We start from the raw sequence: 14,616 nt of genomic DNA on the forward strand, positions 1-14,616 counted from the left end.
TGGGCCTTGAAGCCATGAACCGCTGGTCGGCCCTTATGCTTGACCCAATGGCCCTCTTCGTCATCCTCACTGGCCGAGGCGATGACTGTCGCATCGACAAGCGTACCGGTCTTCACCTGAATCGCTTTGGCCTTGAGCTTGCACCAATGGCCAATCGCTGACGGACGGGCTTTTCGTCGATTGTCGCGCCACTTGAACCGGATCCTCGCGATAGACCCGGTGCGCCGTACGCCTCAGATGGAGGCGGGTGTCGTGAAGGACCAGCTCAACGCGGCCTTGAAGCCGTACGGGCTGTTCTTCGCATCCGAGCTGTCGACATCAAGCCGGGCCACCATCGGCGGCATGATCTCAACGGACGCCTGCGGGCAGGGATCCTGCCTCTACGGCAAGACCGCGCGATCACGTCCTGGAACTGACGACCGTCTTGTCCGACGGGACGGTTTGGGACTCGGCGCCCCTTGGACGACGAGGCGCTTGCGGCCGTTAATAGCCGCCCCGACCACGCAGGAGCCATTCATCGCGCCGTCGATGATCTGGTGCGCGGGAATGCGGAGCTCATCACCGAGCGCTTCCCGAAGCTCAATCGCTGACTCACAGGCTACGACCTCGCTCATATCCGGCGCCCGGACGGCCGCTTCGACCTCAATGCTATCCTGTGCGGATCGGAGGGGACGCTCGGCTTTTTGGCGGAGGCGACACTCAACGTCCTGCCGCTGCCGAGTCAGACCGCGCTGGTGAACCTGCGCTACAGCAGCTTCGTCTAAACGCATTGCTTGACATGCGCTATACTTCCTTCCCGATCCCCACCGATGATCCAAAATGCCTTTCCAGGTGAGAGAGCGGAACAGTCCGGACGGAAGTGTGGAGCGATGGGCGGCTTTCCGGGGCAGTCCGTTGGTGATTCGAACATACTCGTCAAAATTGTCGCCGGTCGCAATTCGAAGGCCGGACTTGCGCGCCAAGTCGTCTAGTGCCCAGATGCATTTTGACAGTTCCAGTATCGCAAGTTTATCGTTCATGTCCGATAACCCTCCGCTCAGCGGAGTTAAGTAACATAGAACCTATAGTTCATTCTACGAAAGTAATGGTATCTGGATAATCGCTTATATTAGCATATCTGTGTGTTATCTCTTCGCCAACTCGTATCTCCTTTAGTGCTACGATGCTTGCCCACGCGCCCGTGTCTTCGTCGATCCATACTATTTGTGAATTCGGGCTGGATGAATGATTTACTACCGAAATTAAACCGAATACGACATACCCAGAGCATCTATCGTTTATAGACTTAGGCACTGGTCGAACAAAGTAGTACTCGAACAGCCCTGTGCGCTCTAATAGCTTTTCATCTGAGCTGTTAAATCCCCATGTCGGAGCTCGTTCAATTACATCGCCGACTTTGAATGGGATATTGGCAAATACGCCGCGTCCCTTTTGAGGAACATTCCTTACGTATACGGGGTTTCGCCGGTCACCGATTGCTCCGGTCATCGCGCTGTTCCTTCCCTGTACTGTCGTCGTGAGGTGCCGTGCTCACGCGTTCTACAGAATTCTACTGGACCTCTTGCAATGGATGCCTTTGACACGTCGGGCTGTCAGTTTCTCTTCGTCGAGGTCCCTGATGGTCATCATTACCTTTCAAGGTTCCGTGTTCACGGTGCTGCCGATCACGCTATCGATAGCGTTCTCGAGGATGTCGAGGCCTTGGCTAAGCTGATCCTCCCCAATGACGAGAGGGGGAAAACACTTCACGACCTCGTCTTTGGGACCAGCGGTCTCGAGGATGAGGCCATTCTGAAAGGAGGTGCTGATGACCTGACCGGCAATCTCGCCGGACTTCAGATCGATGCCCCGCATCATGCCACGACCCCTGGTTGACACTCGCTCCGGATCGTACTTCCGCGCGACCTGATCAAGGCGGCTTTTCAGCAGATTGCCTTTCTCCCTGACGGACGCTGCAAAGCTCTCCGTTCGCCAGAAGTGCTCTAGGGCGGCGCGCGCGGTCACGAAAGCATGGCAATTCCCGCGGAACGTCCCGTTGTGCTCTCCGGGCTCCCACCTGTCGAGTTGTCGATCAATTAGGACGAGGGCCATAGGTAGGCCATAGCCCGATATCGATTTCGCCATCGTGACCATGTCCGGTCGGAGACCGGCCGCCTCGAAGCTGAAGAACGCATCGGTCCGGCCAACACCCGCCTGAATGTCATCTACGATCAGCAGAGCTCCCTGTTTGCGCGCAATGGCCGCCACCTTGCGCAGCCACTCCGTGCCGGCGACATTCAGGCCGCCTTCGCCCTGAACTGTCTCGACAATCACCGCCGCCGGCGCATCTACGCCGCTCGATGGATCCGAGAGCAGGCGATCAAGGTAATCGGCGGTGTCTACACTGGACCCAAGATAGCCGTCATAGGGTAGCCGCGTCACGCCGCCGAGCAATTGGCCGGCGGCTGCGCGATGGTATCGGTTGCCGGTGCAAGAGAGTGCGCCAAGACTCACGCCATGAAAACCGTTGGTGAAGGCAATGACGTTGGAGCGTCCAGTGATCTTACGTGCCAACTTGAGGGCAGCCTCGACGGCGTTGGCGCCGGTGGGACCGGGAAACTGTACGACGTAGTCCAGTTGTCTCGGTTTAAGGATCGTGTCGTCGAATTCCCGCAGAAAAGACTTCTTGGCTTCATTATACAGATCGAGGCCATGGGTGATGCCGTCACTCGCAATGTAGTCAGCAAGCGCGGACTTCAGCTCGGGGGGATTGTGCCCATAGTTTAGACTTGAGCAACCCATGAGAAAGTCGAGATAGGCTGTCCCATCGCGCGCAAACAGCTGGGCCCCTCGTGCCGTCGCGAAAACGACGGGAAAGCTGCGCGCGTAGCTGCGCACTTCGGACTCAAGATGGTGGAAAATCGCGAATTCGTCCCCGCCATCCGGCGCACTTCGGTCAGTCATTGTTGCCTCCTTATGGATTGGGTAGGCGGAGCGCGAGTGACATTCACGAAAACCGACGAAGATTCATGCCGCCAATATATAAGAACTCATCGCGAAGTCTCCGAAACTCTGGACGTTGCGTGGCAACCAGAAGCTCTGGCACTGACCATCCGGATCCTCCGGGCAAACAGCAGTGCGGCCCCGCGTCGCCTTTCACGAAGAGGACTTCTCAAAACTCATGCCAATTTGGCCCGAGGGAGCCTGACAACTAGTTTTCTGAGGTTTGTTCAGTGACTTGCCGGAGTGCAGCAGATTGCCAAGCTAAAACAATGTGTCGCGGATTCGACAAAACACGACAGTAGGTGTCAATTGCCCGGTCTTGCGATCGACGCTAACGACTGAGCAGGCGGGCCGTTGCGACGCCGTTTGTCGACTATCTGGTGAAAGCGTCGCCGCCCATCCCGATCTCACCGTCCTTCGCCCTAAGCCTGCGATGCGCCAACGCGGTTATGACGGCGCTATATCGTAAGACCGTCGTCTAATAGGGAGATTTGCAAGCGCCTTTTTGGTGCGGGAGGTTGTTTGCCGGGAGCACGGTCGTCTACGCGGTCGACATGGGTCGCCGCATCATGGGGCTTCGCGGGATGGTCCTTCCAATGTATGTCCCGCACGCTCCGAGCAAACTCGTGGTGCAACGGTCTTAACGGAATGGACCAGCCTCGGTCGCGGCAGGGACTCCTCTTAACCCCATGGGCGCTGCATAGCTCGAGAGTTAGGCGACGGCCATCGCCCTGTTGAAGAGCTCACCGGAGCGGAGCATCGCATGCATGATGACGGCGAGCTTGCGGGCGACAGCGACAGCGGAGCGTTTGAAGCCGATCTGCTCGCGTAGTCTTATACCCCAATTGCGCAAGTCGCTGTCGGCCCGGCTGCGAGTTCTACCGCAGCTTCATAGAGAAGCGAACGCACATGGGTGTCTCCGCGTCGGGAGATATGGCCGTCATAGTCTAATTCGCCCGACTGAGAGCGCCGCGTCGTCAACCCCAGCCAGGCGCCCACCGAGCGCGATCGCTTGAAGTTCGCTGGATCCTCAACGGCTTTGGCCTGGCCTGGCCCATTGGAACCGGCGGAAACGAGATCCGCTGGCCCGACGGCGCTGGTTGATTGGCAAGCAAGCGCCGAACGTCCGGAGGCTAAAGCTCAGGGTCGATGGATCCGCATTGCTGCTTTCGGTGCCGACCCAATCTCTCATGGGGGATATCGCAGTCCTCCAAACAATGCTCAAGTCGGTAGTAATGGCCCCTCATGCTTCGCAATCGTGCAATCAGTCCTTACTCGCCGGCGCGCAGAGCTGTGACGAAGTCGTTTTCTTCCGCGCGAGCCTCTAAGGTCGCTGTACGTTGCCTTTAACGGTGCGGCAGATGCCGGTGTCCGTCGCCATGCTCGGAGGTGAAGCCGGCGAAGCGCTTCCGCGGGTCCATGCAAGCGGAGGATCGCGCCGCGCCGTGCATGCGATTGGACCTCTCGTCCCGCTGCGCTGCTGAGATCTCTCCTGTCAGGCGGTCTAGGTTCCGCGCTTCGGGCCGAGCAGGAAAACTATGAGGGAAGCGACGAACGTGGCAACAGCACTGTAGGCAATGGCGCTGGCGATCCCCGCATTCTCCACCAATAGCCCGCCGAAAATCGCGCCGGCTGCGATTGCCACTTGGAATGCTACGACCATCAGCACACCGGTGCTTTCGGCCTGCTCGGGAACGGCCCGCCGCACCATCCACGTCTGTAATCCCACCGGCACCGCGCCGAAGGCAAAGCCCCACGCGCCAACCGCAATCCCCGAGGCGAAGGCCGATGCTCCCGCCGTCAGTAGCGAAACAGCCGCTATCCCTATGAGCAGCGGTGCAAGGGCCGCGACTGCCTTGAGACTGTACTCGGCCAGAAGCCCGCCGGCCAAATTGCCGAAGAATCCGCCGATGCCAAAAGCAAGCAACACAAGCGAGATCGTCTCGACGTCAAGCGCGGGAATCTTTTCGAGGAAGGCGCGGATATAGGTGATTCCGGCGAAGTGGCCGGAAGCGACCAGCAGGATGACAAAAAGCGCAATTTTGACCATCGGAATCTTTGCCACATCCAGCAGGCTGCGGACGCTAGTCACTCCAATCGGAGGCAGTCTCGGAATGGTTATGAGCTGCACGAGCAGTGTAGCGACTCCGCCGGCTGCGGCGAGCATGAAGGCGCTTCGCCATCCCCAGATATCGCCGACATAAGCGCCGATTGGAGCTGCGCAGACGGTAGCTACGGAAACGCCGGTGAGGATGATCGACATAGCGCGAGGCAGGAGGTGGCTTGGAACGAGCCGCATCGCCAGTGCTGCGGACATCGACCAGAAGCCTCCGAGCGCTATGCCGAGCACGACGCGTGCAGTCAGGAGAACCGCCAGCGACCACGCGCCGGCCGCCAGAACGTCCGACAGGATCAGCAGCAGCGTCATGGTCCACATGACGGTCCTGCGGTCCAGGCGCTTTGTGATGATGGCCACCGTCGGCGCCGAGATCGCCCCGACGATAGCTGTCGCCGTCATCGCCTGTCCAGCCGCTCCCTCGCTGATACCGAGATCATGCGCGAGGGGCGTGAGCAGGCTGACAGGCAGAAACTCTGCCGTGACCAGCCCGAAGGTGCCCAAGGAAAGCGAAATGACGGCACCCCATGCCGGACCAGACGGTGGGACTTGCTTTTCTGGGTCGTGCAGAACAGCGTTCATGATGCCTGCTGCGGATCGGGTCATGAACGAAGTCTCCATATGCAATGCAACGTGATGTTGGCTGCCTTGACCCAAATCTAAAAACACAAGCGCATTTCCCGGCGGCGTTGTACGGAGGAGGGGATGTTCATTGCTTCGCGATACTTTGTGACGGTGCGGCGCGCCACATCAATGCCGGTTTCCTTCAGCCGGACAGCGATGTCCTCGTCGGAAAGCACGTCGCCGGGAGATTCTGCGGCAATGATCGCTTTGATCCGATGCCGGACAGCTTCGGCGGAGTGCGCATCGCCGCCTTGGCAGGACGCGATCGCGACGGTGAAAAAATACTTCAGTTCAAAGACGCCGCGCGGGGTAAGCATGTACTTGTTCGAGGTCACCCGGCTTACCGTCGACTCGTGCACGCCGATCGCGTCAGCGACGGTTCTGAGATTGAGAGGCCGCAGGTGGGCGACGCCATGTTCCAAAAAGGCATCCTGCTGACGCACGATTTCAGCCGCAACCTTAACAATCGTCTTGGCGCGCTGATCGAGGCTGCGGATTAGCCAGTTCGCGTTTTGCAAGCATTCGTCGAGAAATGCTTTATCTTTCGAATTTTGGGCAGTTTGACGCGTGACTTCGGCATAGTAGGTTTGGTTGATCAGCAGCTTCGGCAACGTGGCGGGATCAAGTTCTATCTGCCACCCGCCTTGCGGCGATGGCGTGACCCAGACGTCGGGTATAATTGATTCAGACGCACCGGATTGGAATCTGTTCCCAGGCTTGGGATCGAGCGCCCGAATCTCATGCATCATGTCGAGAAGGTCTTCTTCATCGACGCCGCAATGCTGCTTTAGTGCCTCAAAATCGCGTCGCGCAAGCATTTCAAGGTTGGCAACCAAAGCTGCCATTGCCGGGTCGAGCCGGTTTCGCTGGCGCAACTGGATCTCGAGGCATTCTCTGAGATTTCGCGCAAAAACTCCCGGTGGATCAAATTGCTGCAGCGTTCCGAGAACCCGTTCCACAACAGCCTCACAGACATTCAGGCTCTCGGCCAGCTCCAAAAGGTTTGCCCGAAGATAGCCAGTGTCTTCCAGATCGGCGGCAAGCTGGCCAGCGATCAGCCGCTCCTGTGGTGTGAACGCAGTGAGGGCGATCTGACGAGCGACATGGTCGTGCAATGTTTCGGCGAGGGTGGCAAACTCGTCGAGGGAAGGGCCATTGCCCGGCGGGTTGTTGGTCGTGTTGCGAAGTGATTTCCATTGCCCGAGCCGTTCAGGCGACCCTGCCCCGGTCAGTCCTTCAACGGCGTTAGCACCAGGGCCGAGAGGCTGATCCGCTCCCGAAATCGAAGCATCGTCAAAAGGCCCGCCATCGTTTGACGCAGATTCCAAGAGCGGGTTCTTCTCGATTTCCCGCTCCACGAACTGATGCAGTTCGGTATGCGCCAGTTGCAGCAAGCGAATCGACTCAATGAGTTGAGGCGATGCGACGATGGATTGCTTCTGGCGCTGAAACAGGCTTGCTGAAGATTGCATGGTGAGTGCGATAATCCTGTCGAGGAGCCTCTTGGGGCCTGCAATGGCTCAGTGAGACGTTTTCTAGGTCATGCGGCGGCTTTCAGCGTTTCGAGAACGTTTTGCGGGGATGAGACGCCATACGGGTCGGCCTCGCAGTTGTCGGAGAAACCTTCCTCCTCGAACCAGTGCTCCACCACGCCATTGTTGATCAGGGCGGCGTAGCGCCATGAGCGCATCCCGAATCCGAGATTGTCCTTGGCAACCAGCATGCCCATCTTGCGTGTGAACTCGCCTGAGCCATCGGGGATGAGCTCTACCTGCTTCAGGCCCAAGGACTTCCCCCACGCATTCATGACGAAGGCGTCGTTGACTGAGAGGCAGTAAATCGCGTCGATTCCCTCCTTCTCAAACTCATCATAGAGCTCTTCGAACTTGGGCAATTGGTAGGTCGAGCAGGTCGGCGTGAAGGCGCCAGGCAGCGAGAACAGGATGACCCGCTTGTCGGCAAAGTAGTCGTCAGATGTCTTTTCTTGCCAGCGATATGGATTTGGCCCTTGGACTGACTTATCGTGAACACGCGTGAGAAAGGTGACGAAGGGAACTTTCTTTTGAACTGTCATTAAGTTGCTCCTAAAGAAGACTGCGCTGAATTCTGGCAGAGGCTGGCGCAATACCGGGCAAAGGCTCGTATGCCCGGCACGGAATGAGGGCCTCGCGGCTCGCAACCTCCTTTTCCCTCCCGACGTATGGGAACGTCTTGGCGGCTGGTCTTGGCCACGCGAACGCAATCGATCTGAGCGAGCTGGAGACCGTCGAGCCGCTTGCTTTCCACGGCTATGGCGCCGGAAGCGGGATCGGTCACCCGCGATCGTGCCCGGGGAAAAGGGATAGCGGCCGGAAGTAGCCAATATCGCAAGCATGTGGCGACCTGAAATGTCACTTCACGCAGACTCGGGTCACTGGACTGGTTCAGCGTGTTGTCGATATGTGGCAGTGACCCGCCGGCCTTGGCTTGGGTGACCCTTTGACGGGGCCCTTGGGCACTCCCATGCTGAACAGAACCGGTAAACGGCATTTGCGCGAGCGGCCCGTGTTGGCGTGCCGGCATCGGACCAGCCATGCGCAAAGCGGCCACCGAGAACGGCCTTCCGGAGGAGACGATGTCCCGATGGTCAGCGGGAACGGGCACCGTCTCCTCAGGCCACTGTCTAGAGCTTCGCGCGTCGGGCATGGTGCAAGTCGCTTTCATCGTAATTTGATGGTGCTCTAACCAGGAGCAGCAAGCGGCGTGCCATTTCAAATAGAGGTGCTGTTGGACCGCCCCCTTCTTCTCGGAGGCCGTGTCTTAGAAGACCGGGAGCGCGCTATGCCGCCTCGTCACATAGGCAACAACGATGCTGTATGGTGCGGATATTCGGCGCTTCAGCCCCGGCTGGGCAAAGAAGAACCGGAAGCCGAGCCGATGCACTACCTGAGGCTGGCGGGCACTCCAGTCGTAGCGTGTGCCGCTAGCGTTCATGGGTGCGCAGCACGGCTATCGCGAACACGCGCCTCTCGCAGCAACATGAGCGCGCGCTCTTGGGCAAGCGCCTTGGCGCCGTGAGGATCGAATTCCCCAATCGTGTCTGTTTGCCGCCCTCTTATGTTCGAAACTGGACCAGAATGTCGCAGGCCCGACCTAAAGGTCGCCCGAGGCGTTCTGTCCGACACTGTTCCGTCGCCTTTGTTGGCCCGCGACACCGGCTTATTTCGCCTAGTTCTTCTCTGGCCTCAGGCTAAGCCGCTGAGAAGCTGCCACGATTTTTTTCTGCTGCGGCCAAATTGGCACGAGATTTGAAGCACCTTCGTTGCGGGCCGGGAGCCGCCGACCGACTTTCATTTCGTGGATGGCACGAATGGAACGAAGAAAGAAAAGCAAAATGTCAAATCCGCGTCGGATAGCGTCTATGGGCATGGGGTCCCCGGCGAAACCGCCCTTACCCAACAGCTCGCCGCTCTTGTCGACCCTTGCGCAGGAAATCTTGGGCTGGCGGCGGCTCAAAGGCCCACCACACGGACTTTATCCTGACCTCGAAGGTACAGGATAATGTTCTGCATCTCGCCGCGCGATGTGCCTAGACAGTTACGCGTTAGCCGATCTTGATAATCGGTCTGCCTCCGGACGACGTCGTCTACATGCCGTCTTAGGTCTTCGCTGCCGCAGCGTCCGCCGGTCACCTTCCGCCCTTCCATCGCTACCGAGTGAAGTGCCATCATGCCCGAACAACCTTTGCCGACGCTGCCGATGTGGCGCCTCGATCACATTGAGCCCTCGACCGAGATGTTGGCGCTGCGGGCCAACGGTCCGATCCACCACGTGCGCTTCCCGTCCGGGCACGAAGGCTGGTGGGTCACAGGCTATGACGAGGCCAAGGCGGTGTTGACCGACGCGGCGTTCCGGCCCGCGGGAATGCCGCCGGCGGCATTCACCCCGGATTCGGTGATTCTCGGTTCGCCAGGATGGCTGGTCTCGCACGAGGGGGGCGAGCATACGCGGCTACGCACAATCGTGGCGCCAGCCTTCAGCAACGGCAGGGTGAAGCAGCTCGCGCAGCAAGTGGAGGCGATCGCCGCGCAGTTGTTCGAGACGCTGGCGGCCCAGCCCCAGCCCGCCGATCTGCGGCGCCACCTCTCCTTTCCGCTTCCTGCGATGGTCATTGGCGCGCTGATGGGCGTGCTCTACGAGGATCACGCCTTTTTTGCAGGGCTGTCCGACGAGGTGATGACGCACCAGCATGAAAGCGGCCCGCGAAGCGCGTCGCGCTTGGCCTGGGAAGAACTCCGCGCCTACATTCGCGGCAAGATGCGGGACAAGCGCCAGGATCCGGGCGACAACGTGCTGACGGATCTGCTCGCGGCGGTCGACCAGGGCAAGGCGACCGAGGAAGAGGCGATCGGCCTGGCGGCAGGCATGCTGGTGGCGGGGCACGAGAGCACCGTGGCACAGATCGAATTTGGCCTGCTGGCCATGTTCCGCCATCCGCAACAGCGCGAACGCCTGGTGGGCGATCCATCCCTGGTGGACAAGGCCGTGGAGGAAATCCTGCGCATGTACCCGCCGGGCGCCGGCTGGGACGGCATCATGCGCTATCCGAGGACCGACGTGACCATCGCGGGCGTGCATGTTCCCGCAGAGAGCAAGGTGCTGGTCGGCCTGCCGGCGACGTCGTTCGATCCGCGCCATTTCGACGACCCGGAAATCTTCGACATCGGACGTGACGAAAACCCGCACCTGGCGTTCTCCTACGGGCCGCACAACTGCATCGGCTTGGCGCTGGCCAGGCTGGAACTCAAGGCGGTGTTCGGTTCGATCTTCCAGCGCTTTCCCGCGCTGCGCCTGGCCGTGGCGCCCGAAGAACTGAAGTTGCGCAAGGAGATCATCACTGGCGGGTTCGAGGAGTTCCCGGTGCTCTGGTGATGCGCGGACGCCACCAGGAATCCCGATGTTCTCGAGTTGCCGGCGCGCCTGCCGCGCGCCGATCAGATCAGCCAGCCAACAGGTGACCAAGATGGACGTGCAAGAAACCACGGCATCATGCCGGGACGCCTTCGCCGAACTGGCGTCGCCAGCGTGCATTCAGGACCCGTACCCATTCTTGCGGTGGTTGCGCGAGCACGATCCGGTACATCGCGCGGCGTCGGGCCTCTTTCTGTTGAGCCGCCACGCCGACATCTACTGGGCGCTCAAGGCCACGGGCGATGCTTTTCGGGGGCCGGCACCAGGCGAATTGGCGCGCTATTTCCCGCGTGCGGCGACCAGCCTGTCGCTGAGTTTGCTGGCGTCCACTTTAGCGATGAAGGAACCACCAACGCATACGCGTCTGCGCCGGCTGATCTCGCGCGATTTCACCATGGGCCAGATCGACAAGCTGAGGCCGACCATCGCTCGCATCGTCGCAGCGCGCCTGGACGGCATGGCGCCCGCGCTGGAGCGCGGGGAGGCGGTGGACCTGCATCGGGAATTCGCGCTGGCCTTGCCCATGCTGGTTTTCGGCGAACTGTTCGGCATGCCCCAGGAAGACATGTTGGGGCTCGTCGCCGGCATCAGCGCCATTCTGGAAGGCCTGAGCCCGCAGGCCAGCGATCCCCAGCTCGCCGCGGCGGACGCGGCCAGCGCCAGGGTGCAGGCCTACTTCGGCGACCTCATACAGCGCAAGCGTACCGATTCCCGCCACGACATCGTGTCAATGCTGGTCGGCGCACACGACGACGATGCCGACATGCTGTCGGATGCGGAGTTGATCAGCATGCTGTGGGGCATGCTGCTGGGCGGCTTCGCCACCACTGCTGCGGCCATAGACCATGCGATCCTGGCGATGCTGGCGTATCCCGAACAGCGGCACTGGCTGCAGGGAGATGCCGGAGGGGTGAAGGCATTCGTCGAAGAAGCCCTGCGCTACGACGCGCCCGCCATGTTCAGCTCCATTCCGCGTATCGCCCAGCGCGAAATCGAACTGGGCGGCGTGGTGATCCCGAAGAACGCGGACGTGCGCGTGCTGATCGCGGCCGGCAATCGCGACCCGGACGCCTTCGCCGATCCCGATCGCTTCGATCCCGTGCGGTTCTACGGCACCAGTCCTGGCATGTCGATCGACGGGAAGATCATGCTGACCTTCGGCCATGGGATCCACTTCTGCCTTGGTGCGCAACTGGCCCGGGTGCAGTTGGCCGAGAGCCTGCCGCGGATCCCGGCGCGCTTCCCCACGCTGGCATTGGCCGAGCAGCCGACCCGGGAGCCCTCCGCGTTCCTTAGGACATTCCGCGCGCTGCCGGTACGGCTGCATGGGCAGGAGGGCTGAGATGCGCGTCGTAGTCGATCAGGATCTGTGCGGAACGACCGGGCAGTGCGTGCTGACGCTGCCGGGCACCTTTCGCCAGCGCGAACCGGACGGCGTGGCCGAAGTGTGCGTGGCGACGGTCCCGCAGGCGCTGCACGCCGCCGTGCGGCTTGCGGCCAACCAGTGCCCGGTCGCCGCCATTCATGTCATCGAAAGCGACGCTGGCCACGAGCGCGCCAGCGCCGACCCCACGCCTTCTCCGGTGGAGGCCGAGCGGCATGCTGCGAAAGACCAATGCAATTCAGGAGACACGATGGGACGGTTTGAAGGCAAGGTGGCCGTGGTGACCGGCGCCGGCGCCGGCATCGGCAAGGCATGCGCTCTCGCCATCGCGCGCGGGGGCGGCAGAGTGGTGGTGGCCGACATTGATGGCTCAGCGGCCATCGCCTGCACCGCGCAGATCGCGGCCGAAGCAGGCCACGCGCTGCCCATAGCCATGGATATCGCCGATGAGCAGGCGGTGGCAGCGCTGTTCGAGACGGCGGAGCGGCACTTCGGGGGGGTCGACCTACTGGTGAACAATGCGAGCGCCATGCATCTGACCCCGGGCGACCGCGCGATCCTCGACCTGGATCTGGCAGTCTGGGACCAGACCATGGCGACCAATCTGCGCGGCACGCTGCTCTGCTGCCGGCAGGCCATCCCACGGATGATCGCCCGCGGCGGTGGCGCGATCGTCAACATGTCGTCGTGCCAGGGGCTCAGCGGTGACACGGCGCAGACGTCCTACGCCGCGTCGAAGGCGGCGATGAACATGCTCTCGGCTTCGCTCGCCACCCAATACGGTCATGCGCAGATCCGCTGCAACGCCGTTGCGCCGGGTCTCGTCATGACCGAGCGTCTCCTCGCCAAGCTGGACGAGTGCATGCAACGGCATCTGCGCCGGCACCAGCTCCTGCCGCGCGTCGGCCGCCCCGAGGACGTGGCCGCGCTGGTGGCGTTCCTGCTCTCCGACGATGCTGCGTTCATCACCGGCCAGGTCGTGTGCATCGATGGCGGCATGCTGGCGCATGTGCCGACATTCGCCGACGGTGGCAACAGCTGCGCCGCGCGCCCTGCCGGCGACACCGAATCGGCGGCGGCGGCGCGCTGCTGATGGACATGCTGCTCAACCCACTCAACCGTCGGCACCGGCTGCGATGCGACATCCCGGTCATGCCTGGCGCTTTCCCCCTGGTCGGGCATCTTCCCGCCATTGTCTGCGACCTGCCGCGCCTGCTGCAGCGCGCAGAACGCACGCTGGGCAGCCACTTCTGGCTGGATTTCGGCCCCGCCGGGCATCTGATGACCTGCGTGGATCCGGATGCATTCGCACTGCTCAAGCACAAGGACGTGTCCTCGGCGCTGATCGAAGAGATCGCGCCCGAATTGCTTGGCGGAACGTTGGTTGCCCTGGACGGCGGCGCGCACCGGCAGGCGCGCGATGCCATCAAGGCAGCGTTCTTGCCCAAGGGGCTGACTCAGGCCGGGATCGGCGACCTGTTCGCGCCCGTCATCCGGGCGCGGGTGCAGGCATGGCGCGCCCGCGGCGAGGTAACCATCCTGTGCGAAACCGGCGACCTGATGCTGAAGCTCATCTTCAGCCTCATGGGAATCCCCGCGCAGGACCTGCCGGGATGGCATCGCAAGTACCGGCAATTGCTGCAGTTGATCGTAGCCCCCCCGGTCGACCTGCCCGGACTGCCCTTGCGACGCGGCCGCGCCGCCCGCGACTGGATCGACTCGCAATTGCGCCAGTTCGTCCGCGACGCGCGCGCGCATGCCGCGCGTACCGGGTTGATCAAAGACATGGTGAGCGCCTTCGACCGCAGCGACGATGCGCTCTCCGATGACGTCCTGGTCGCCAATATTCGCTTGCTGCTGCTTGCCGGTCACGACACCACTGCCTCGACAATGGCCTGGATCGTAATCGAGCTGGCGCGGCAGCCTGTGCTGTGGGACGCCCTGGTTGAGGAAGCGCAACGCGTGGGCGCGGTGCCGACCCGGCACGCGGACCTGGCGCAGTGTCCGGTCGCCGAGGCGCTGTTCCGCGAGACACTGCGCCTGCATCCGGCGACCACGCTCCTGCCACGTCGCGCGCTGCAGGAATTGCAACTCGGCCAACGGCGCATTCCCGGGGGCACCCATCTATGCATCCCGCTGCTGCATTTCTCGACTTCGGCGCTGCTGCACGAGGCGCCTGATCAGTTCCGCTTGGCGCGGTGGCTGCAACGCGCGGAGCCGATCCGGCCGGTTGACATGCTGCAGTTCGGTACCGGCCCACACGTCTGCATCGGCTACCATCTGGTATGGCTAGAAATGGTGCAGTTCTGCATCGCCTTGGCGCTGACCATGCACAAGGCCGGGGTGCGGCCGCAGTTGCTGAGCGATGTCGAAAAGGGCCGGCGCTATTACCCGACCGCACATCCGTCAATGAAAATTCGAATAGGCTTTTCATGAGCTGGCATCGCATGCCCCGTGTTGGCAACGCAGCGGCGCCGGCGAGGCGCGGCATTGCTGCATTCAGCGCACGCGCTCGGTGTGACGCCGGCAACCCCGTGACGGCTTGCGCTCGCCGTGGCCG

9 protein-coding genes and 3 pseudogenes are annotated in these 14,616 nt (G+C 61.6%); 6 read left to right on the plus strand and 6 right to left on the minus strand.

All coding sequences use genetic code 11. The features are described 5' to 3' along the window. Positions 1-142: 142 nt before the first annotated feature. Positions 143-758 (plus strand): annotated as a pseudogene (locus NKJ75_RS31410) (FAD-binding oxidoreductase); the annotation flags it as partial. Positions 759-1,068: 310 nt separating this feature from the next. Here NKJ75_RS31410 and NKJ75_RS31415 read toward each other — a convergent pair. The 6 genes and pseudogenes from NKJ75_RS31415 to NKJ75_RS31440 all read right to left on the minus strand — a co-directional run bounded on the left by NKJ75_RS31415 (position 1,069) and on the right by NKJ75_RS31440 (position 7,796). Next, a complete protein-coding gene (locus tag NKJ75_RS31415) occupies positions 1,069-1,488 on the minus strand; it encodes an SET domain-containing protein-lysine N-methyltransferase (RefSeq protein WP_352500657.1) in 420 nt (139 codons plus the stop codon). A 147-nt stretch (positions 1,489-1,635) separates the two neighbouring features. Beyond that, entirely contained in the window at positions 1,636-2,943 is a 1,308-nt protein-coding gene (gene ectB / locus NKJ75_RS31420; protein WP_352500658.1) for a diaminobutyrate--2-oxoglutarate transaminase, read from the minus strand. Between the two features lie 751 nt (positions 2,944-3,694). Beyond that, a pseudogene (locus NKJ75_RS31425) lies at positions 3,695-4,119 on the minus strand (transposase); the annotation flags it as partial. A gap of 367 nt (positions 4,120-4,486) precedes the next feature. Then, positions 4,487-5,704: an MFS transporter gene (locus NKJ75_RS31430; protein ID WP_352500659.1), complete on the minus strand. Its 1,218-nt coding sequence runs from the start codon at positions 5,702-5,704 to the stop codon at positions 4,487-4,489. 53 nt (positions 5,705-5,757) lie between these two features. Further along, positions 5,758-7,194 (minus strand): RNA polymerase factor sigma-54, encoded by a 1,437-nt coding sequence (gene rpoN / locus NKJ75_RS31435; RefSeq protein ID WP_352500660.1) that lies wholly within the window; start codon positions 7,192-7,194, stop codon positions 5,758-5,760. A 68-nt stretch (positions 7,195-7,262) separates the two neighbouring features. Then, positions 7,263-7,796: a peroxiredoxin gene (locus NKJ75_RS31440; protein WP_352500661.1), complete on the minus strand. Its 534-nt coding sequence runs from the start codon at positions 7,794-7,796 to the stop codon at positions 7,263-7,265. A 1,634-nt stretch (positions 7,797-9,430) separates the two neighbouring features. Between NKJ75_RS31440 and NKJ75_RS31445 the strand changes: the two genes are divergently transcribed. The 5 genes and pseudogenes from NKJ75_RS31445 (at position 9,431) to NKJ75_RS31465 (ending at position 14,492) form a co-directional block, all read left to right on the plus strand. Beyond that, complete coding sequence (locus NKJ75_RS31445) at positions 9,431-10,633, plus strand: cytochrome P450 (RefSeq protein ID WP_352500662.1); 1,203 nt, start codon at positions 9,431-9,433, stop codon at positions 10,631-10,633. A gap of 91 nt (positions 10,634-10,724) precedes the next feature. After that, on the plus strand, positions 10,725-12,014 hold the full coding sequence (locus NKJ75_RS31450; RefSeq protein WP_352500663.1) for a cytochrome P450: 1,290 nt from the start codon (positions 10,725-10,727) through the stop codon (positions 12,012-12,014). A 1-nt stretch (position 12,015) separates the two neighbouring features. Then, positions 12,016-12,141: pseudogene (locus NKJ75_RS31455) on the plus strand (ferredoxin); the annotation flags it as partial. A 165-nt stretch (positions 12,142-12,306) separates the two neighbouring features. Then, complete coding sequence (locus tag NKJ75_RS31460) at positions 12,307-13,149, plus strand: SDR family oxidoreductase (RefSeq protein ID WP_352500677.1); 843 nt, start codon at positions 12,307-12,309, stop codon at positions 13,147-13,149. Then, positions 13,149-14,492, plus strand: coding sequence for a cytochrome P450 (locus tag NKJ75_RS31465; protein WP_352500664.1), 1,344 nt, complete (start codon positions 13,149-13,151; stop codon positions 14,490-14,492). Before NKJ75_RS31460 ends, NKJ75_RS31465 begins: the two co-directional genes overlap by 1 nt. The last annotated feature ends 124 nt before the right edge of the window (positions 14,493-14,616 follow it).

Source organism: Mesorhizobium sp. M0058 (assembly GCF_040323095.1).
Lineage (GTDB): Bacteria > Pseudomonadota > Alphaproteobacteria > Rhizobiales > Rhizobiaceae > Mesorhizobium.

What these genes read in the sequence shown, in the direction of transcription:
- NKJ75_RS31460 (WP_352500677.1), top strand. Translation starts at nt 12,307, where the DNA reads ATGGGACGGTTTGAAGGCAAGGTGGCCGTGGTGACCGGCGCCGGCGCC.
- NKJ75_RS31440 (WP_352500661.1), bottom strand. Translation starts at nt 7,796, where the DNA reads ATGACAGTTCAAAAGAAAGTTCCCTTCGTCACCTTTCTCACGCGTGTT.
- rpoN (WP_352500660.1), bottom strand. Translation starts at nt 7,194, where the DNA reads ATGCAATCTTCAGCAAGCCTGTTTCAGCGCCAGAAGCAATCCATCGTC.
- NKJ75_RS31415 (WP_352500657.1), bottom strand. Translation starts at nt 1,488, where the DNA reads ATGACCGGAGCAATCGGTGACCGGCGAAACCCCGTATACGTAAGGAAT.
- ectB (WP_352500658.1), bottom strand. Translation starts at nt 2,943, where the DNA reads ATGACTGACCGAAGTGCGCCGGATGGCGGGGACGAATTCGCGATTTTC.
- NKJ75_RS31445 (WP_352500662.1), top strand. Translation starts at nt 9,431, where the DNA reads ATGCCCGAACAACCTTTGCCGACGCTGCCGATGTGGCGCCTCGATCAC.
- NKJ75_RS31430 (WP_352500659.1), bottom strand. Translation starts at nt 5,704, where the DNA reads ATGACCCGATCCGCAGCAGGCATCATGAACGCTGTTCTGCACGACCCA.
- NKJ75_RS31450 (WP_352500663.1), top strand. Translation starts at nt 10,725, where the DNA reads ATGGACGTGCAAGAAACCACGGCATCATGCCGGGACGCCTTCGCCGAA.
- NKJ75_RS31465 (WP_352500664.1), top strand. Translation starts at nt 13,149, where the DNA reads ATGGACATGCTGCTCAACCCACTCAACCGTCGGCACCGGCTGCGATGC.